Origin of the sequence: Mesorhizobium sp. GbtcB19 (assembly GCF_019091085.1) — a bacterium.
Classification (GTDB): Bacteria; Pseudomonadota; Alphaproteobacteria; order Rhizobiales; family Rhizobiaceae; genus Mesorhizobium.
On the sequence record NZ_JAGXJY010000001.1, the window covers coordinates 247,112 to 267,382 of the forward strand.

General features: G+C 61.6%; 18 protein-coding genes. 9 read left to right on the forward strand and 9 right to left on the reverse strand.

Annotation, left to right across the window (positions count from 1 at the left end):
- The first annotated feature begins 499 nt into the window (after positions 1–499).
- Complete coding sequence (locus KVT37_RS01165; protein WP_217568822.1) at positions 500–1,117, forward strand: hypothetical protein; 618 nt, start codon at positions 500–502, stop codon at positions 1,115–1,117.
- 23 nt (positions 1,118–1,140) lie between these two features.
- Here the strand turns inward: KVT37_RS01165 and KVT37_RS01170 are convergent, their stop codons facing one another.
- The 5 genes from KVT37_RS01170 to KVT37_RS01190 form a co-directional block, all read right to left on the reverse strand.
- The gene (locus tag KVT37_RS01170) at positions 1,141–1,725 is read right to left on the reverse strand and encodes a hypothetical protein (RefSeq protein WP_217568825.1); all 585 of its coding nucleotides are present in this window, start codon (positions 1,723–1,725) and stop codon (positions 1,141–1,143) included.
- Positions 1,726–2,371: 646 nt separating this feature from the next.
- Positions 2,372–2,602 (reverse strand): hypothetical protein, encoded by a 231-nt coding sequence (locus tag KVT37_RS01175; protein ID WP_217568827.1) that lies wholly within the window; start codon positions 2,600–2,602, stop codon positions 2,372–2,374.
- Between the two features lie 208 nt (positions 2,603–2,810).
- Positions 2,811–3,005, reverse strand: a complete 195-nt coding sequence (locus KVT37_RS01180) for an AlpA family transcriptional regulator (protein ID WP_217568829.1) — start codon at positions 3,003–3,005, stop codon at positions 2,811–2,813.
- A 236-nt stretch (positions 3,006–3,241) separates the two neighbouring features.
- Positions 3,242–4,519 carry an integrase arm-type DNA-binding domain-containing protein gene (locus KVT37_RS01185; RefSeq protein WP_217568831.1) on the reverse strand — a complete coding sequence of 426 codons (1,278 nt, stop codon included), beginning with the start codon at positions 4,517–4,519 and terminating at the stop codon, positions 3,242–3,244.
- 702 nt (positions 4,520–5,221) lie between these two features.
- Positions 5,222–5,413, reverse strand: a complete 192-nt coding sequence (locus KVT37_RS01190) for a DUF1059 domain-containing protein (protein WP_217568833.1) — start codon at positions 5,411–5,413, stop codon at positions 5,222–5,224.
- Between the two features lie 869 nt (positions 5,414–6,282).
- Here KVT37_RS01190 and KVT37_RS01195 point away from each other — a divergent pair.
- The 7 genes from KVT37_RS01195 to KVT37_RS01225 all read left to right on the forward strand — a co-directional run bounded on the left by KVT37_RS01195 (position 6,283) and on the right by KVT37_RS01225 (position 12,346).
- A complete protein-coding gene (locus KVT37_RS01195; RefSeq protein WP_254633779.1) occupies positions 6,283–7,776 on the forward strand; it encodes a pilus assembly protein TadG-related protein in 1,494 nt (497 codons plus the stop codon).
- A gap of 151 nt (positions 7,777–7,927) precedes the next feature.
- Positions 7,928–8,119 carry a DUF6074 family protein gene (locus tag KVT37_RS33440; RefSeq protein ID WP_308642549.1) on the forward strand — a complete coding sequence of 64 codons (192 nt, stop codon included), beginning with the start codon at positions 7,928–7,930 and terminating at the stop codon, positions 8,117–8,119.
- 570 nt (positions 8,120–8,689) lie between these two features.
- Positions 8,690–9,163 carry a hypothetical protein gene (locus KVT37_RS01205; protein WP_217568838.1) on the forward strand — a complete coding sequence of 158 codons (474 nt, stop codon included), beginning with the start codon at positions 8,690–8,692 and terminating at the stop codon, positions 9,161–9,163.
- A gap of 405 nt (positions 9,164–9,568) precedes the next feature.
- Positions 9,569–9,712, forward strand: coding sequence for a hypothetical protein (locus tag KVT37_RS01210; protein ID WP_217568840.1), 144 nt, complete (start codon positions 9,569–9,571; stop codon positions 9,710–9,712).
- Positions 9,713–9,910: 198 nt separating this feature from the next.
- Positions 9,911–10,096: a hypothetical protein gene (locus tag KVT37_RS01215; RefSeq protein WP_217568842.1), complete on the forward strand. Its 186-nt coding sequence runs from the start codon at positions 9,911–9,913 to the stop codon at positions 10,094–10,096.
- 233 nt (positions 10,097–10,329) lie between these two features.
- The gene (locus KVT37_RS01220; RefSeq protein ID WP_308642534.1) at positions 10,330–11,406 is read left to right on the forward strand and encodes a histidinol-phosphate transaminase; all 1,077 of its coding nucleotides are present in this window, start codon (positions 10,330–10,332) and stop codon (positions 11,404–11,406) included.
- 22 nt (positions 11,407–11,428) lie between these two features.
- On the forward strand, positions 11,429–12,346 hold the full coding sequence (locus KVT37_RS01225) for an allantoinase PuuE (protein ID WP_217568844.1): 918 nt from the start codon (positions 11,429–11,431) through the stop codon (positions 12,344–12,346).
- A gap of 87 nt (positions 12,347–12,433) precedes the next feature.
- Here KVT37_RS01225 and KVT37_RS01230 read toward each other — a convergent pair whose 3' ends face one another.
- The 4 genes from KVT37_RS01230 to KVT37_RS01245 all read right to left on the reverse strand — a co-directional run bounded on the left by KVT37_RS01230 (position 12,434) and on the right by KVT37_RS01245 (position 18,698).
- On the reverse strand, positions 12,434–13,336 hold the full coding sequence (locus KVT37_RS01230) for an SMP-30/gluconolactonase/LRE family protein (protein WP_217568846.1): 903 nt from the start codon (positions 13,334–13,336) through the stop codon (positions 12,434–12,436).
- 69 nt (positions 13,337–13,405) lie between these two features.
- Positions 13,406–15,823 carry an FAD-dependent oxidoreductase gene (locus tag KVT37_RS01235; RefSeq protein ID WP_217568848.1) on the reverse strand — a complete coding sequence of 806 codons (2,418 nt, stop codon included), beginning with the start codon at positions 15,821–15,823 and terminating at the stop codon, positions 13,406–13,408.
- 149 nt (positions 15,824–15,972) lie between these two features.
- The gene (locus KVT37_RS01240; RefSeq protein WP_217568850.1) at positions 15,973–17,628 is read right to left on the reverse strand and encodes an ABC transporter substrate-binding protein; all 1,656 of its coding nucleotides are present in this window, start codon (positions 17,626–17,628) and stop codon (positions 15,973–15,975) included.
- 176 nt (positions 17,629–17,804) lie between these two features.
- The gene (locus KVT37_RS01245) at positions 17,805–18,698 is read right to left on the reverse strand and encodes a LysR substrate-binding domain-containing protein (RefSeq protein WP_217568852.1); all 894 of its coding nucleotides are present in this window, start codon (positions 18,696–18,698) and stop codon (positions 17,805–17,807) included.
- 172 nt (positions 18,699–18,870) lie between these two features.
- Here KVT37_RS01245 and KVT37_RS33925 point away from each other — a divergent pair, with 172 nt between their 5' ends.
- Positions 18,871–20,268: an MmgE/PrpD family protein gene (locus KVT37_RS33925; protein WP_308642535.1), complete on the forward strand. Its 1,398-nt coding sequence runs from the start codon at positions 18,871–18,873 to the stop codon at positions 20,266–20,268.
- Positions 20,269–20,271: the final 3 nt, after the last annotated feature.

Sequence of the window (20,271 nt, forward strand, 5' to 3'; positions counted from 1 at the left end):
CTTGGACTGTAACCAGGCAGGTATTGTCGAAGGCTGGCGCTCCGGGCCAAGCCCGCTTCTCAACCAGCTTACGTGTCTTAGGTTTTTGGAGCCACTATTTGGCACCTCCTTAAAGGTTGTTCACAGAGCCGACAGCGCCACGCCCATTGTTCGCAGACAATAAGACATTGAAAAACAATGGGTTTCCGCGAGGATCCTCAGATGCGGTCCCGGTCCACATTTTTTCTGAAGAAACTGCTTGTGAAACCAACCGTCTCGCGCGCCATAATTAGAAATCGGCACGAAACGATTCTCGATTTGAGATTTTCAAATGGAGAATTGTATGCGGCGACCTCTCCCCAAAAAGCGAAAATGGTGGCACCTCTCACGAGACGAGGCGTTCAAGATCATGCAGATGTTGCTGACGGTGCTAGGCCTGCTGTTGCATTGGTGAGGCCGTCTTTGCCCATCGCGCTGCGTCCATAAGTGCTTTGCGCCCTCGCCTATCCGCATAGCCGCCGTGCGCGCCCAACGCCTCACCCACGCCGGCGACGGTGGCCCGAGCGAGAATGGCCTCGATTACGATATCGACCTCTGCCGGCAGGACAGCAGCGTCCGGCTCTTCGACACGCCTAACGTCGCCGCGGCTGGTGTGCGGCCTCGGTCGGCCAAGTCCGCCCTGCGCACCAAGAAAGAAGGCACCGTAGGCAATCACTGGGGGACCGAAGCCGAAACGGCAATCATCATGAAGCGGATAGTCAACGGTCTGTGCTTTGATCGTTACTCCGCAGGATTCTCCGTCCCACCCTTTCAACGCGCGGGCGACGGGTCCGGCATCACCCAAGCGTGGCCGGACCGCGGGCAACTCCAGGTACGCTTCAAGATTTCGGGGAGCGGCATTCTTGCCCCGTGCCTTGCCGTCCTTTCGCCGATCAAGCCTCAAGCCGTCTTCTGCATGATTGTCATTTGCGGCCTGCGGCAAGCGCTGGCGGGCCACCAGCCACAGACAAGCCGCCCCAAGCGCATCGTGTTTGGCGAGCCAACTCCAGGCCGGCCGAGTGCCGCGAAAGCGCACAGGTGGCTCGGGCGGCTTGTTGTCATTGTCGGCGGCCAGGATCCGATCTGCTGCCTGTTCTAGCAGTTTGCATCGTGCGGCGGCGTTCATGCTGCCTCCGGTTCGTACACTAGATCGAGAATCTCCTGCGGCGCACGGCGAAATCTTCCATCGGGAAGCAATGTGAACCTGTGAAAGTCGAGGCAGTCAGTCGATTCCACTTCATCGCGTCCGCACGCTTGCGCCAAACGCTGCAATCGCTCCTGGCCTTCGTCTTGTTTCTTGCTGCTGTTGGATTCTATGACAATCTCAAGGATGCCAGACGGCGCGCCCTCGATTACGCCATCGGTCGTTCCGGGCTCGATGAGGTGAAACACTATAACTTTATCGCCCGCGACGTTCTCCGTCATCTCGGCGCGCTCAATCTCGACGTGCCTCGCCGCGGCCTTTGCTGCAGGCGTCGTGCGGTTGTCGTTGGCGGGTGGCGGCTGCCGTATAACCTTGCGGTCGGCTTCGTCGTAACGCTCCTCGGCAAGCCACTTCTCGAGCGGCATTCGCCTCTTGCCCGGCTTCGCGCTGGCTGCCCAAGCCGCAGCCCGCTCAGCGATACGGTCAACATCGGGATCAGCGATAGCGGCAAAGGCCGCCTTACTGGCTTGCCGGCTGCCGTATTTGCCGTAGGCAGCCCACACGCGCTCGAAACCCGCCGTAGCCGCCCCGGTGGCCCCGATAGGGCCAGCCGGGTGCGGCGCCCCAGCGGCGGATACATCAGTACCCTTACCCGTCTCCGGGTCTTTCGTACCCGGGTCGGGTAAGAGAGTCTTCGTCCCGATAGAGTGGGACGCATCACTGCTTAGTGTTCCGGTAGAGCGGGACACCTCTGTCCCGGTAGAATGGGACGCTAAGGGATTATCATTAGCGTCCCGGTAAGGTGGGACGCTAATCGGTGATGGGGTTGGTAATGTTCCCTGGGTTGCCAGTTCAAGCACATTTAGCACCGGCACGTAGCGCGAAGCGCCGCGGCCTTTGCCGACGAATGTACGGACTAGCCAACCTGTCTCAATCAACAAAATGATCGCACGCTGAACAGCCGACCGCGAAAGATTGCGCGCACCGTCTGGCGCACGTCCACGCATCGTGGCTACGATATGCCTAACGGAGGCAAGAGCGTCACCGTATGTGTGCATGTACCAGCCGATAAGAAAGCGATAGACGGTGCGGGCGGGCTCAGTAAGGCGCTCATCGTAATCAATCAACTGGGACATGCGGAACTGGGCCACTGGACCGTGAGCTTCGCCTACTTCGTGGGTCCAATATGCTCGGGTGGATCCGGTTTCTTCAGGTAGCGTTTTCAACACAGGCGACGGCCTCTCTAGCAAGTTCATCTGCAACGGCTGGCGGGAAGGTAACTGCGGCACCACCAAAGTGCTGCGGCCCGTAAACGCGCCACCCATTGCCCGCTCGCGTCAGTTTCAAATCATAGAGGCGCACGCCGTTTTCTAGCTCGGCGTCGAAGCGAGCACGCACGTTGCCGGCAGCTAGTTGGGGTCGAATTGCGAGGATTCTCATCCTATCTCCCTCCGGCAATGCTTGCCGACGGTGGGTTGGCGCCTGGTCAACGTGTGAAAATGTTGCCAAGAAAGTCGTCGACCGCGGTAAGCGTCATCAAAGCGCGCGTCGTCAGGGCGCTCGCGCGCCCTGCCGTAATGATTTTCCATTTTCATCAGTCCTGGTGGGTGGTAGGGCTTCTTGGCGCCAGTAAGATCGCCAGCGTCTTTCAGGCTGCTCGGGCTGCGATGCGGTCAGCAATCCAGGTGCGCACCTCAGACGCCACGAAAGCAATCCTCTTTTCACCGAGCGGCACAGCGCGCGGGAAGCGCCCTTCCCGACGGTATCGATTCAACATAGACCGTGACAAGGATGTCAGGCGGGCCGCGTCATTCAAAGAAAGTAGCTGGTGGTTGTCGTTCATAATTCCTCCGTGCGCTCGGAAGATCCGGTCGCTATTAGACTCTGATCGTGAATGGTCTGATCTGGAGGTTTCGTCACGCTACGCGCGGCGCCGTCTCGTGGCGCTACGACCGGTTCACCGGCGGTTTGAGGCGGAAAACACCGCAGTCACATGTCGAGTCGACATTGACAATAGTACCAACAAAGTTAGCACATTTTTTCTAAAAAGTCAAGCCAATCTCGCGAATTTTCAATGTGTCAAGTTATTTCTTTTATGTGCGACAGTACGCCACAGTAAGCCGCCCAGTCGTCCGCGAGCCGATGCCTCTTCTCTAGTGCATCACCACGCGCATAAGCTCGCTCAACCGCATCACCCACAGCATGGGCCAAAGCCATCTCGGCCAGCTCGCGCGGATGATCGGACGCCTCCGTTGCCCAGTCCTTGAACGCTGACCGCATGCCGTGAGGCGTAGCAATCTTCGGCTTGCCGTCTTCGCCAAGTTGCTTCGGGTCCACCCAGCCCTCGCGACCAGCCTTCCGTTCCGCAGCATCCATCCGCTTGATGACCGCGGCTAGCGTCATGTCGGAAAGCTCACCTCCGCGCACCGCAGGGAATACGAGGTCGTTGTCTTCAAAACGCCGCGTGGCCTTCAGCAGAGCCACTGCGGCAAGAGACAGTGCTACCCGGTGTTCCTTGCCCGACTTCATTCTCCTAGCCGGGATCACCCACATCCTTCCGACAAGGTCAATCTCCGACCATCTTGCGCCCCTGACCTCGCCGCTACGGGCGGCTGTGATGGTCGTGAACTCCAACGCCCTAGCGCCCGCGCCTTCGACTGCTCGCAGTTTCGTCATAAACGCCGGCAACCGCCTCCACGGGAGCGCCGGATGGTTGCTGCTGTTGGCGATGGCATCGGGCTTGTGCAGGACGTGCTCGAGATTGCCCTTCCAGGCGGCCGGATTCGTGCCACTGCGCAACCCCTCTACCGTCGCAGCATCAAGCACACGCTCAATGCGCTCTCGCAGCTTTTCAGCGGTCTCCTGCTTTTCACCCCACAGCGGCCGAACGACGGAAAGCACGTCCTGCACATCGATGCCAGCAATCGCCTTAGGGCGCAGCGGCGCCGCGTGATTGTTTAGAGTGTTGCGCCACCCTGCTTCCGTCTTAGCACCGCGCCAGCGTCCGGCTTTCACGGCCGCGTCAATGTAATCGTCCGAATACTCGCCGAATGTCCTCAAGGCGCTTTTGGCCTTCGCCACCTCGATAGCCTGGATTCGCCGGTTGGCGACAGGATCTGTCCCTTGGCGCAGTAGACTCCGGGCCTCCTCGGCCTTCTGGCGTGCTTCGGCAAGCCCCACGGTATGTAACGGCCCCAGCCCCATCTCGCGCCGCTTGCCACCAAACCTGTAGTCCAAAATCCAGTATCTCGCCTTTCCTTTCGTAACCAGCCACAACCCACCGCCGTCGCGCAGCTTCTTCGCTTTGCTAACCTCGATTTTCTTGACCGTTAGAACGTTCCGTGCATGGCTCCCCAAATCGCCGTTCCCCGCTTTTTCCCCGCTATTGGGTCGGTGGCTAGCAGTATACGACATGGACAGCATGGGCAACCGATTTGCATAATTTCAACGTGTTACACGTGCGTACGTGTGCGCTATGGTCACCAATGGTTACCAAAATGGCTCCGGCCCGGGGAGCCAACTAACCTCAAGCACTGAACCGAAAGCCGAACGGCCGCTTTGCTGGCTGGATTCGTCATGGCCAACGCCGGACGAGATCGTCCGCAAAATCGCTTAGGCAGGAGCCTAGGACGAGCTCCTGGTGCCGTAGGTGACACACGCCAGAGAATGTATCGTTCTACACAATTCCCAATTGGTGGACTCGCCCGAAATATCGGCAGTTAATTCCCCATCAGCACAAAAAGGGACGGAGGGCCTCGAACATCGGGAGGAACGACATTGCCTGCACAAAAAGAGGACTATCGGACCAATAGAGCCGACTATGTGATTGCCGCGATGCAAGGCCGGGCGACTGCTGACAGCGGTCGCAATGAGAAGCTGAAGACACTTTGGCTGAGAGACAGACGATCCGCCAGATTGGCCGCGAATCCGTGTGAAAGTTTGCCAGGACCAAGAAGGCCGACCCGCCCCGTCAGGTAATCTTGCGCGCGGCTCGAAAAAGGCCCGCGGTCAAAGGCGATGACAGCGGGCCAAAGGAGAGCGCCATAAGAACTGCCTGCCTCAGGCGGGTACGCCTTCATGGATGGCTTTCCTGATCTCGGAGCGGAACTCCGGCGTATCGTGCTCCCCATGAACAGACACCGCGTGTTGTACCGCTGCCTCAATCAGCTCGTCCTCGCGATCTGCCGAGATCGCGACCGTGCACTTCATTTCACTCGGGAATTCTCGGCAGTCTATGTATTTGCGTGCCATCGGTTCCTCCCTGGAAATCCTGCCGTTTCAGGCAACGAAACAGGATACTCCTGCCGGCTGACTTCGGAAAGCCTCTGACAAGCCGACACGGCAGGCCGCCAGCACCCGCGCTCTTGCAGATCGCGTCCACCACTAAAACGTCCGGCGTCTTCCCGGCCCACGACGCGCGCCCCAGTGCGCTGTGCTCGGCCGCAAGGGCGGTATCGCTTGCCGAGAGCTTCCGCGATCACACCATGTCGCGCTGGCGAACATTAGCTATCATGCAGGTGAAGATATTCTCGCGGGCCGGCGCCGGGTTTAACCCCAACCAGGCAGCGGCGCCGTTCACTTGGTGGCAACCTGAAAATGAAGGGCTCGTTCCCGTTTGGGCGAGCCCTTATTCTTTCCGGTGGAAGCCGGCATGATGTCTCAATTCGAGACCAAAATCATGGCCCGGATTTTGCACCGTAGAGATTGCCGGTGTTCCTCCCACTGGTCCTGATCGCGGGGATCGGGCAGAACTTTCGCCGGGCTTGAGGATTGGGGACAATCTTCGCCCGGCGAGTTTTCTTTTCAATCCAGCAGATCATCTCTCTCAGCGTCGGCGCTATCAGTGCGGCAACGCGTTCACCTTTCCTTTGCAGCCCGCCTCGGTTCCTGAACCCGAGAGCGCCGGGCTTCGATCGATAGCCTTCATAGCAAATTTGTGCAGGTCGGGCGGCCTGAAGGTCCGCGACTTGCAACTGCCAAATGTCGCAGTCCAGAACGTTCGGTGGTCTTAGGTCGTCCGACGCAAAGGTCTGCCAGACCCCCTTGCTAAAGTCCCAAATATAAGAATATCCTAAAATTGCGAGGAATGTCAGCGGCACAGGGGCAAGGGGGTGGCTGCGATGTTTCGGGGGATTCGTGCGTTTTGGAAGGATCAACGCGGCGTGGCGATGATCCTGGTCGCGATCATGTTGCCGGTCCTCATCGGCTTCGCGGTGCTAGCCATAGACATGAGCCGGGCCACCTCTTTGCACAACGACCTGCAAAAGGGAGCCGACGCCATGGCTTTGGCGTCGGCGGCCGAGCTGGACGGAAGGTCTGACAGCATTACGCGCGCCGACCGTGCGTTGGCGGCCCTTCTGTCAAACAAGTATCAGTTTGCCAGCGGTTCTGATGTCCCCACGGTGCTTGCCAGAGCTGGCGTGACGCGTCGCTACCTGCGCTCGCTCCCGCCATCCGACGACACAGCGATCCGAGTGCAGGACGTCATCACTGATGAGGTGAACGACTCGAAGAACGCGCAACTGGTGGAGGTCACCGTCACTCCGGTAGGCTTCGACGCGATCTTTCCCGTCTTCGGCAGTTCCACCAGCGATTCCTTCACCATAGGCGCGGTCGCCGTTGCCGGCTTCAAGCAGTCAATCTGCGAGACTGTCCCGATCTTCATGTGCAACCCATTCGAGACGACAACCCCAGCTACCAGCAAGACCATTCAACAGGCCTTTGCTGCCGGCGACACCTACAGCCGTGAATTTCGCATTCTCAAGGTCGATTCCAATCCAGGCCCTGGGAACTTTGGATTGATCGATAACAACTTGACTTCGCTGAGGGATGCTATCGCCACTGGAACGGCCGGGACATGCTACAGCCGTGACGCTCTCACAACCAAGACCGGTGTCACGCTCGGGCAAGTGAACGCCGGCTTGAACGTGCGGTTCGATATCTACAGCCAGTCCTTGAAGAAGCAGGACAGAAATTGGCAGTACCGGCCAGCGACCAATGTTCGCAAGGGCGCAAGCAAAACCAGTAACTGCAACAAATACGACGTCGCCACGGACGGATCCGCGCTGCCTCTTCCATCGGGAACCAATTACGATTCCTCCAAGGGCATGACCGACAAGATCACCTCGCAAAGCTTCTGGAATACCTACTGGGCCACCAACCACAAAAACGCGGCCTACCCTAACGTCCCCGCGGCGAGCCATCCGTTGCGGACAACCACGTTGCCGGCATCTCGATATGACGTCTACAAGTACGAGATTTCGCACGGCCTGGTCGGGGACAAATCCAAGGGGCCTTCTAACGAAGTTGGAACCCCCTCTTGCTTCAAGGGTGACACGCCGACCGGGGACCCTGACCGGCGCCTGCTGAATATGGCGATCGTGAATTGCCTTTCTGACGCCACGAAAATCAATGGCCATACGCAACTCCGGCCGGACGGATACGCCAGCGTTTTCCTCATCAGTCCGATCCAGAAGCAGAACAAGAACGATGATGACGAGTCGTCGACCGGAGCCGAGAAACCGATCAGCTTGGAGATTGTGGACGTCGACGGACCGTTCGGAAACGGCACACTCGACAAGGCGCTGCGGAACGAAGCGCAGCTTTACCGGTAAGCAAACGAAAGGCCCGCTGGCCGCCAGGTGGCGCTCTTAAGCTTCCATTTCCTTTCGAGCGGTAGGTTCGGCGCGGAACATTTCGGGAGTTGTCCGATCCGTGTCAGTGCATGCCTTCCCAATCAGCCGAGAACTTCCCGCCATTCGAATCGTGGCCAGCGCAATTGCTCGGCTTCCCAGCGACGAGGCGGCTAAGCTCTGGAGGGAAACTGCTACGCATCTGCTTTCCGTCGCGATCGAACGCGGCCAGAATATCAATGATGCGCGGGCCGAAGTCCGTCGCTTCTTCGACGCGGTTCAGTCGGCTCTGCACAGCAAGCCATCCGTCCAGCCGGTATCCTGAGAAAGCCTCGCTGCCGGTCCCGCTTTAGAAAATACGGTGACAGTGCACTTTTTCTTGTTGCGGCCCGCCCTTTTCCGGGTTCCAGGAACTCACCGTCGAGCGCATGGCTGTCAGGAAAATACGGTGACAGTGCACTTTTTCTTGTTGCGGCCCGCCCTTTTTCCGGGTTCCAGGAACTCACCGTCGAGCGCATGGCTGTCAGGCGTGAAGAAACAATTGTGCTCGCCAGTAGCCTCGCAACGTCAAAATGGCAAACACACTGGAGCGAAGGTCTTGGGGACTACGGTGACGGTGCCCTTTCCTTTTCGGCCAGCCGCGGGCTCCTGAAATCCAGGAGCGATGGGCTTTGACCAATAGCCTTCATAGCAAATTTGCGCACTGTCACCGTAAATCCCCCCAAGCCCCTATCCACTCCGCAATCGCTGGCGCGGGCCAACGGGAGGACGGCCCTTCACTCCGTTGAACCGCCCCCCCATTCGGGCGGCGCCGCTGCTGTACGCTGGGCTTTCCGCACACTGTCATTGCAGCCTCGGCTCTGATACGAGCCGAAGGCGCACATGGGGGCTCTACATGGATGAGAAGAACTATCGTCAACTTGCGGTTCGGATCGCTGAACAGGCAACGCCGGCCCAAAGCGACGCGCTCAAGGCTTGGGCACTCAAGCTTCTCGACATTCGGAACTCGGACCTGCCTGTCCGCCAAAAGGCGAAGAAGGCAATAGCCGCAACGGTCTCAAGCAAGGTCATCTGGCCGCTGGTGAAGATCGTAGCATCACAGACCAAAAGCGTTGGCTGGGACAATCGCTCCGTCGCCCAGCGATTGGGCCTTGGTGCTGCCGCTGTTGGCGTTGCAGTGTTCGGCGGCCAAAGCGCGGGCATTGCTGCCCTTGGTGGGGCCGTTGGTGTGCCATTGTGGGTGGTGCTTGGCGCAGGTTCGATGTTCGTACGCTACCTTTACGAAGAACTCGCCCTTCGCTCGAAGGACAACGGCGGAGCGTCCTACTCCGTCGTAGATGCCGAGAAGATTGACGACGACAAAGCCTAGCCCTTGTCCAACGCCAACGTTCGTTGTGCATGGCAAATGGCGTCCCCGGCCGGTCCGGAGGCGTTCGGGGCTACCCAATGTCCCACACCAGCGCCCCCCTCGAAGCCGCTACCGGAGACACGAATTACGGTGACAGCGCACCTTTTCCTTTTGCGGCCAGCCTCGGATTGCTGAATCCAGGAGCGCTGGCCTTGATCATTAGCCACCGCAATTCGCCAGTCTGCGACCGGCGTCGCGATTGCTCGCCAGTTGAAGGCAAACCAGGGAGAACGACGTTAGGCCCAACGGAATGGGCATTCAGTCCAAATTGCTGGCTTTCACGACGCCCAATAACCTCGCGAAGGGGAAAGGCAGGGGTACATGGCGGGAAAACGGGCGATTGCTGTCAAAGACTGGTCATGCGCCATGAGCGACGAGATCGGCCGCGTGGTCTTGGCCATAAACTCCACCGAAGGTGAAACGACCTACGTTCTCATGACAGTCTTTCAGGCGGCAAAAATGGCCCAGGAACTGCGGTCGCCGAAACTGGTCCCCCGATACGATATGTAGCCCTATGCGGCCTGCTTCGTGTTCCTGAATCCAAAGGCGCTGGGCTTTGACCAACAGCCGTCATGGCTGATTTGTGCACTGTCACCGTAGTTCCCGATCGTACGCGGTTGTCAGGCTGCGCCGCCATATATTAGCAATAGCTTGTATTTGTTGACCCGCAGGCAGATAATATCGGTCGGGCATCTGAGGGACTGTCCGATGCGTTGGCCCCTGTTCGTCATCGCGCTCATTATTGGCTTCATTCTGTGGGACCGCTTCGAGAACGACGGCACCTATACCGCCGAAGTCGAGCGAAGTTTCCGGGACGCATCGTTGGACATGCCGGGAGGCGGAGGGTGGAAGCCTCCAACCATCACCGTCAACCGCGATGCATTCAAACCCTGATAAACCCTGAACGCCTCGCAGGGTGGGTTGAATCTCGATAACCCCGATAGCAAAGAGAGCCGGCTGGCCCGGCTAATCGACGGGAGCCCACGCGCCGCTGCCCTCTGCCCACCCCGCATGGGCCAAATTCGCCTACCCATTGTGCCGGCGAATTTTGCTTTGCGGCTCGGCCACCCTGCCTTAGCCTCGCTCCTCGCAACACCTTGCCGACAAGCCGATCGCCGGACCATGCCGTGCCCCTGAAAGCCACCGCCCATATCGAGGCCATGTCCGCTTTTGCGCTGGCGAATTTCGGTGGCTATGACCGGCCGACGCTGGCCCAGAACGAGAGCGCCTTCCCGCCCAGCCCGCGCGCCGTCGAAGCCGGCCGCGACGCCGTGGCGCGCAGCCATCTTTATCCGGACCCGGACTGGACCTTGCTGCGCGATGCGATCGCCGAGGTGTACGGGGTCGAACGTGACCTGATCCTGTGCGGCGCGGGCTCGATGGAGCTGATCGCCTGCACTATCGCGGCCTTCGCCGGTCCTGGCGCGGAGGTGCTGGGCACGGACTATGCCTATAATTTTGCCGCTTCGGCGGCGGCGCGTGTCGGGGCCGCCTATGTCAAGGCGTCAGAGCGCGACTATGCGGTGTCGATCGATGCCATTCTGGCAGCGGTGACGCCGGCGACGCGCATCGTCTTCGTCTGCAATCCGGGCAACCCGACCGGCACACGCATCCCCAACGCCGAATTGCTGCGCCTGCGCGCGGCGCTTCCCGGCGACGTTCTGCTGCTGATCGATCAGGCCTATGGCGAATTCGACGATCAGGATCCGCACGCCATCTTTGCGCTGGCCGGGCGCGGCGACACCGTCGTCCTGCGCACCTTGTCCAAGGCCTACGGACTGGCCGGCGCGCGCATCGGCTGGGGGCTGTTTCCACCCCAGATCGCCGCCGAAGTGCGCAAGATGCAGAATTCCAACCAGGTCTCCACCGTCAGCCTCGCCATGGCCGTCGCGGTCGTCGAGGACCAGGCCTATATGCGCGCCATCGTGGCGCGCACCGCCGATAGTCGCGGCCGCTTCGCGCAAGGCTTGCGGGCGGCCGGTTACGAGGTGCCTGAAAGCCGGACGAATTTCGTGCTGGTCCGCTTTGCCGACGTAGCAGCAGCGGCGGCCGCCGACACCGCTCTTCGCGGCGCCGAGATCATCGTGCGCGGCCTCGCCGGTTACGGCCTGACCGACTGCCTGCGCATAACCGTCGGGCCGCAGGACGTCATGGACCGCGCGCTGCGCGTCCTGACCGCCATGCGCGGCCGGCAATCCTGGTAGCGGCTTCATCCGAGGGGATTTCATGACGTCAGACGCGCCGTATCTGCCCGCCCGCGATTTCATCGGCTATGGCGAGCGGCCGCCGGCGGCTGAGTGGCCGGGCGGCGCGAAACTGGCGCTCAACATCGTCGTCAACTACGAGGAGGGCGCGGAATACTCGATCGGCGAAGGCGACGGCGTTTCCGAGGCGATCCTGTCCGACCTTGCCGTGTCGCCGGCCGTGCCCGGCCTGCGCAACCGCAACATGGAATCGCTCTACGAATACGGCTCGCGCGTCGGCGTCTGGCGGCTGATCTCGCTGTTCCAGGACAAGGGCGTCATCCCGACCTTCTATGTCGTCGGCCGCGCGCTGGAGCTCAACCCGACCGCCGGCAAGGCGATCGCGACGCTTGGCAGCGACATCGTCTGCCATGGCTGGCGCTGGATCGACTACGCGCCGCTCAGCGAAGAGGAAGAGCGCCAGCATATCGCCATGACGGTGGATACTGTGCGCAAGATCACCGGCATCGACCCGGTTGGCTGGTACACCGGCCGGCCGAGCCTCAACACCAGAAGGCTGGTCGCCGAGCATGGCGGCTTCCTGTTCGACTGCGACGACTACAATGACGACCTGCCCTATTTCGTCGAAGTCGGCGCCAAGCGCCATCTGGTCGTCCCGCACTCTTTCGACAACAACGACAGCCGCTTTTCGCGCGGCTCAGGCCTCGAGACCGGGAGCCAGTTCTTCGAATATGTCAGCGACGGCGTCGACTGGCTGCTGAAGGAAGGCCAGACGGCACCGCGCATGATGACGGTGTCGCTGCATTGCCGGCTGGCGGCGCGCCCCGGCCGCATGATCGGGCTGGAGCGTTTCCTCGATAAGGTCACGTCCCATCCCGACATCTGGGTCTGTCGGCGCTCCGACCTCGCCCGGCATTGGCTCAGCCGGTTCGGCGGCTAGAGCAATTCCAGGAAAGGTGCGAAGCGGTTTTCCGTCCGGGATTGCGTCAAAAACAGCGGAGCCACCGAACCGTTACCGGCGAAGCCCCTACTTGTTCGGCACCTCGTACACCTTGCCGTGCCAAGGTGCTGCATCGATCTGGTCGAGCGCCATCACGTAGAGCACCTTCTCATCCGGCCCGAAGGCGAAGTTTGGCATCGATGGCGACGGCACCGAAAGCGTGCGCAAAAGCTTGGCGTCCTTGTCGACGACGATGATCTTGCCCGGCGCATCGAGCGAGCGCGGGCTCTGGCCGATATACATCTCGCCCGCCTTGTCCATCTTGATCCCGTCGGGCCAGATATGCGCCTGGCTCGGGAAGAGATCGTCGAGCCGCAGGAAGACGCGGCGGTTGCTTAAGGTGTGGTCGGACGAGACGTCGAATTCGATGATCCTGTTGTCCTCGGTCTCGACCAGATAGAGGATCTTGCCGTCATTCGACATGGCGAGACCATTGGCATTGTGCAGGTCGCCCGCGACCTTCTTCACGCTGCCGTCCTTGCCGATGTAGTAGGCCGAAGCATCGATCAACGGACCGCCCTTGCCGGAGCCGGTGAAATAGACGCCGCCATCCTTGTCGGGCGCAAAATCGTTCGGTCCGCTGAACGGCTTGCCGTCCGTGTCCTTGTCATAGGCCGGCAGTGTCTTGCCGTCGGCCGAGATGCGGCCGATCGTGTTGTTGTCGTAGCAGGTGACGAGGAACTCGCCGGTCGTCGTCGGCAGGACGGCAGACGGGCCGCAGCCATCCATCTTCCAGAAAATGTCGTTCTTCGTGCCGTCCCACATGTCCACGGAGCCGCGGCCATATTCGACGTAGAAAAGCTTGTCCTGATACCAGATCGGACCTTCGGCGAACCACGCGTCGTCGTTGACCACTTTGACGTCGGCAGCCTGCGCGGCGGACACCATCACCAGGGCAAGCATCGTGCCCAGCAAATGCCGTTTGATCATGCGTTTCCCCTTTAGTTGCTTGAAGTCCCTTTCGAATGCCGGGCCTGCCAATCGCCGGGTGTTCGCCGCTTACGACCGCAGTCGCTTGCCGCCCGGGTCGAAGGGCGGATGCGGAAGCAACACCGCGTCATGCGGCCTGCCCAATATGGCGACGGTCACCTTGTCCCCGGCCTTGGCGGTTCCGGCCTTGACGTAGCCCATGGCCAGCGACTGCTCGACGAAATAGCCATAGGCGCCTGACGAGACCTGGCCGATCGGCGTGCCGTCCGGCAGGAAGATCGGCTCGCCGCCGGTGGCGTCGGCATCCTTCGCCGATACGGAAAGCATGATCAGTTGATCCCGCGCCGGCTTGTCGGCGACGGCGAGATAGGCATCGCGGTTGAGGAATTCCTTGTCCGTCTTGATCAGGCGATCGAGCTGCACCTCCTGCGGCCAGTATTCCGGCGAGTACTCGCGGCTCCAGCTGCCGTAGCCCTTTTCGACGCGCAGCGACATCAGCGCGCGCGATCCGACCGGTCCGGCGCCGACTTCCGCGCCTGCCTTGAGCAGCGCGCTGTAGAGCTCGACCTGGTTGCCGGCCTTGCAGTGCAACTCCCAGCCGAGATCGCCGGTGAAGGAGACCCTGAGCGCCACCACATCGACGCCGGCGACCGTGATCTGGCGCGAGCGCATGAACGGGAAGGCTTCGTTCGACAGATCGTCATTGGTCAGCCGCTGCAAGAGCTCGCGCGATTTCGGCCCGGCGACATTGAAACCGCCAAGCTCCTCGGTGCGCGAGCGGAAAGTGGTGCCCTCGGGCAGCGGCACCGATTTGAAGAAGCGCTGATGGTAGCGCTCGGCCATGCCCGAGCCGACCACCATGAACTCGTCCTCCGCCAGCCTGGTGACGGTGAAATCGCCGGCGATGCCGCCGCGCTTGCCGATCAGCGGCGTGAGGCAAGAGTTGCCGACCTTGGTCGGCATGCGGTTGGCGAAGAGCTCGTTCAGCCAGGCTTCCGCGCCCGGGCCCTTCACCTCGTATTTGGCGAAATTGGAGATGTCGATGATGCCGGCATGCTCGCGCAGCATGCGCGCCTCGCGGCCGACCGGCCCCCACCAGTTCTGGCGGGTGAAGCCGATCGTCTCCTCGCGCGGCTCGCCTTCGGCCGCGAACCACAGCGGATGCTCCCAGCCGAAATTGAGACCGAAGACGGCGCCCATCTCTTTCTGCATTTCATAGGCCGGCCGGGTCCGCACCGGGCGGCCGGCGGCGCGTTCCTCGTTCGGGAAATGGATCTTGAAGCGGTGGCTGTACTGATCCTGCACGCGGGCCTTGGTGAAGGCCTTGCCGGCCCAGTGGCCGAAGCGCGCCATGTCCCAGCCGAACATGTCGAGCGTCGGCTCGCCTTCGATCATCCATTCGGCGGCGAGCTTGCCCATGCCGCCCGACTGCGAGAAGCCGGGGATGATGCCGTTGCAGCAGAAATAATTGCTGAGCTCCGGCACCGGCCCGAACAGCACGGCACTGTCCGGCGACCAGATCATCGGACCGTTGATCACCTTCTTGACGCCGGCGGTGGCGGCCGCGGGAACGCGCTGGACGGCGCGCATCATGTTCTCCTCGATGCGGTCGAGGTCGTCGGGAAACAGCTCGTGGCCGAAGTCCAGCGGGGTGCCTTCCTCGGCCCAGAACTTCATGTTGCGCTCGTAAGCGCCGATCAGCAGCCCGAGGCCTTCCTGGCGCAGGTAATATTCGCCGTCGCGGTCGGCGACCGACGGCAGACGCCGGCCCATCGAGGCGATTTCCGGAATGGTCTCGGTGACGAAATACTGGTGCTCGGTCGGGATCAGCGGCAGCTGCAGCCCGGCCATGGCGGCGACCTCCCTGCCCCACAGCCCGGCGGCGTTGACCACCCATTGCGTGCGGATGTCGCCCTTCGGCGTGCGCACGATCCAGCTGCCGTCGGCTTGCGCCTCGGTCGCGGTAACCGGCGTGAAGCGATGGATTTCCGCACCGCGCTGCCGCGCGCCGGCGGCGTAGGCCGCCGTCACGCCTGAGGGATCGACGTTGCCGCCCTCTGGCTCATACATGATGCAGCGTATGCCGTCGAAATCGACCAGCGGATGCAGCCGCTCCGCCTCGTCGCGGCCGACTTCATAGAAGTTCATCTTGTAGCGCCGCGCCTTGGCTTCCTGCAGCCGCAGCTGATGCTCGCGCGCCTCGGTCTGGGCAAGGTAGAGCGAGCCCGGCTGGAAGATGCCGCAGCCCTGGCCGGTTTCGGCCTCAAGCTCCTTGTAAAGAGCCATCGTGTAATGCTGCAGCCGGCTGATGTTGGTGGAATCATGCAGGCCGTGGATGTTGGCCGCCGCGTGCCATGTCGAGCCCGAGGTCAGCTCGTTGCGCTCGAGGAGGACGACATCCGTCCAGCCGAACTTGGCGAGATGATAGAGGATCGAGCAGCCGATCAGACCGCCGCCAATGACGACGGCTTGTGCATGAGTACGCATAGTTGAGCTTTCTTCCCTTGGTTCGGCGACTTGTTTGGCGCTCTCTGGCAGCGCTTTGGGATTTCATTTAGCTGACTGATCAAGCGCAGTCGCCGGCTAAGTCAGGGGCACAAAATTGCGCCCCTGACCATTGCTTTGATCTGGCCGGTTCAGGCCTTGTCCAGCCAGACCTTGTCCAGCTGCAGTTCGAAGGTCTGATGCATGCCGAGGTTCTTCACGTAAGGGGCATGGTGGCGGTAGAGCGAGCGCCAGAACGCCTGGACGAGAATGCCGGAGTCCTGCAGGATGAACTCCACCTCCTTCATCATTTCCTTGCGCTTTTCGGGGTCGGCGATGGCCATCGCCGCGTTGAGCTTCTTGTCGAAATCCGGATTGGCGTAGCCAGATTCGTTCCACGCCTCACCGCTGCGATAGGCGATCGCCAGCACCTGCACGCCCAGCGGCCGCATGCCCCAGTCGGTGGTCGACCAGGGATATTTCGTCCAGTCGTTCCAGAACGAGGAACCCGGGATGATGGTGCGCTTGACCTTGAACCCGGCATCGCGCATCTGCGCGGCGACGACGTCGGCCGGGTCCTTCACATAGTCCGCATCGTAGGAGATGAGCTCGAACTCGTGATCCGTCTGGCCGGCCTCGGCCATCAGCGCCTTGGCCTTCGCCAGGTCGCGCGGAACTTTCGGCAGCGCGTAATATTCCGGATGGATCTGACAGACATGGTGGTTTTCGGCGACTTGGCCCAGGCCGCTGTAGCCAAGCTTCAGCACCGTCTCGTTGTCGACCGCCAGCTGGATGGCATTGCGCACCCGCTTGTCGTCATAAGGCTTGTTGGTCACGTTGGTGCGCAGCACGATGGTGCCGGCGGTGACCACCTGCTCCTTGACCAGGCCCATGCTGTCATAGAGATCGACCGTGCCGCCGACCGTCTGATAGTTGCAATCGATCTCGCCGGCCTCGAAGGCGCTGCCGATGGCCGGGTTGGAGGCGTCGGATCCGTAGTCGGTCCAGTCGACGCCGTCGAGATAGGGCTCGCCGCCGAACCAGGTGAAGTCCTTGCGCCGCCGCACCGAGGCCGATTCACCGACCTTGTACGAGATCAGCTCATAGGGGCCGGTGCCGGGCGTCTTCAGCATGTTGGCGCCGTTCTTGTCGAAGTCGCGATGGACGATGACCGCCGGATAGTCGGAAAAGCCCGGGATGATGGTGACGTCCGACTGGTTGCATTTCAGCTTCACCGTATGGTCGTCGACCTTGGTGATGGCGCCTGCGGCGGCCTTCTTGGTGGTCGTGTCGATCAGCGAGCCCATGCGTCCGGCCATCGAATTGCCTTCGGCCGCCTTATCGCACCAGCGTGCGATGTTGTAGACGATGTCGTCGGCGTTGAAGTCGTCGCCGTTCGACCATTTCACGCCCTTGCGCAAATGCAGCGTGTATTCGGTGGCGTCGTCGCTCACCTCCCAGCTCTCGACCAGGTGGCCCTCGAAGGTGAAGTCGGTGGTGTAGCGGATCATATAGTCGTTGCACTGGCGCATGACGTTGGCGATTTCCGACCAGTCCCAGGCGCGCGGATCCTTCATGTCCTTGATGATCATCTGCATCTTCAGGATGCCGCCCTTCTTGCCGGGCAAAGGTGCGGCGGCCTTGGCCGGCTCGATCCCTGCCATCGAATAGGCGAGCGCCGTGGAAGCGCCCATCACGCTGGCCATGGCGAGGAATTCGCGGCGGTCCATCCCGCCTTTTTTGACTTCGACTGCGTAGCTTTCGATGACCGCCGGGACGCGGTCACCGTCGCTCTTGAACATTGTCATCGTTGTTCTCCGGTTCAGGGCTTTTTGCCCGTTGCATTCCCCTTGCGGCACGCATGTTAGGGGCGATGCAAAAATCCCGGAAGGGCTCGATCCTTCACAAACCGCAGAAAACCGGCCTTTGAGACCTAAAAAAACAATGCCATTGGCCCGTCAAATTTTTGAGGCCGAAACCGGTGCTAAGGCCGAGCCGCGTCTTCCCTGGCTCTCGAAAGGATCCATTCCTTGACCGTGCGCGCGATGTTTCCTTTCGAAAGCTGGCTCTCGGTCAGATAGTAATTCCAGGGGCTTGGCGGTCGCACCGGAAACGGCTCGACGAGCAGCCCGCGATCCATGTAGGCGTGTGAGAGCGAACGCTGCGTGGCGACCAGGCCGGCGCCCATGGCGGCGAGCTCGAGCGCGATGTTGGAGGCATTGGTCGACAGGCCCTTGTCGTGCTCCTCCAGATCGACGCCAAGCGCCTCTGCGACCACTTGCCAATATTCCTGGCGGCCGTGAACGAAGATCCAGTCCACCTTGAGCATGTCCTGCGGCGTCTTCAGCGCATGCTCGCCTTCGAGCATGCCGGGCGCGCACAAAAGGACCAGTTCGTCGTTCCACAGCGGAATGGCCGCGGGCGGCCGGTCGTCGAAGCGTCGCGTCGAGATGGTGATGTCGGCGATCTGCTCGCTGATGTCCTCCCAGATCGTGCCGTGCAGCACGATCTCGATCTCCGGATGCTTTTTCCGGAATGCGGCCATGCACCCCGCCAGCCAGTTCTCCGCGAGGCTCATCGGGCAGGAAACCACCACCGTGCGGTTGCGTGAGGAAGCCACGATCGCTTCGGTCGCCTGGTCGATCTGGTCGAGCGCCTGCCGCAGCGTCGGCAGGAACGCCTCCCCCATCTCGGTCAGCTTCAGGCTGCGCGGATAGCGTATGAACAATTGCCGGCCGATATAGTGTTCCAGCGCCCGCACATGTGTGCTGACCGCCGCCTGGGTGTAGCCCAGCTCCTTGGCCGCCGTGGTGAAGCTCAAATGACGGGCCGAGCTCTCGAACGAGCGGATATAATTCAAGGGGGGTGGCGGCTTCATCCCGGTCTCCTGCTTCCACACTCGCCATAGCTATCGCACGAGCAATCGGCCATTGAATTGCAGACGAGCGACATGGCATCAATATTTTTGGCCAAAGCCGCCAAACTAATCGCGTGCCTGCGCGATGAACCCAATTTAATGATGTTGTGAAGAGACAGGGGGAGAGAAGCGCGTGGCTGTGCCGTCATACCGGCGTGAGGGGCCTGTCGTCAGTTCCGATACGTTCGCCCGCCTTGCCGATTTTGTGCTGCGGCGTCCCGCTTCCGTCTTCCCTCAACCGGTGCTGGAACAGGCACGCTACCTTCTGCTCGACACGTTGGGGATCGCAGTCGCGGCCGGGCCGATGGACGCAGGCCGGATCGCGCGCGACGCCGCCGTGCTGCTCTATGGTTCGAGCGATCCGCAATATTCGGCCCGCATGCTGTTCGACGGGCGCCGCGCCAGCATCGCCGGCGCGGCTTACGCTGTCGCCACGCAGACCGACAACCTCGACGGCCATGACGGCTACAGCCCCACCAAAGGCCATATCGGCGTCGCGGTGGTGCCAGCGCTTGCCGCGCTCGCGGAAGCGAGGTCGGATCTTACCGGGCCGGAGGCGCTCGCATCCCTGATCATCGGCTACGAAGTCGCCGGCCGGGCCGGCATTGCCTTGCATGCGACGGTGAGCGACTACCACACCTCCGGCGCCTGGAATGCTCTGGGCGTGGCGGCGGTGGCGGCACGGCTGCGGCGACTCGACGAAACGCAATTGCGCGAAGCGCTCGGCATTGCCGAATATCACGGTCCGCGCAGCCAGATGATGCGCGAGATCGCCACGCCGACGATGCTGCATGACGGCTCCGGCCCGGGCGCTCTCATCGGCCTTTCGGCGGCGGTGCTCGCCGAACGCGGCTTCACCGGCGCGCCGGCGATCACCGTCGAGGCGCCGGACGTCGCGGCGCACTGGCAGGACCTCGGCGTCTTCTGGCAATCATTGCATCAATACGTGAAACCCTACCCTATCTGCCGCTGGGCGCATGCGGCGATCGACGCGGTGCGCGGACTTTGCCTGGCGCACAATCTCGACGCCTCGGACATCGCCAACGTTCAGGTCAACAGCTTCCACTATGCGGCCACGCTGTTCGACGGCATGCCGGACACGACCTCGAAGGCGCAGTACAGCCTGCGCTTCGCCGTCGCGACCTTCATTCTCCATGGGCGCATCGGGCTGGAGCATATTTCCGGCGCCGGGCTCAAGGATGCCGCGGTCGCGGACATGCTCACCCGCATTGCGGTCACCGAAAGCGAGCGCCACAGCGCCCGCTTCCCGGCCGGCCGCTGGGCCGACGTCGTGATCTCGACCAACGATGGACGTGTGCTGATGTCGGGCGACGTGCACGCGCGCGGCGGCCCGGAAGCGCCGATGACCAAGCAGGATGTCGAGGCCAAATACATGGAGTTCGCCGCGCCCGTGCTCGGCTCCGGCCGCGCCACGGCGATCCGCGACGCTGTGCTTTCGCTCAATGACCGCGACAGCCGCTTCTCCGATCTCTCGGCGCTGCTCTACAATCCGCCCAAGATTTCGAGCTGAGCC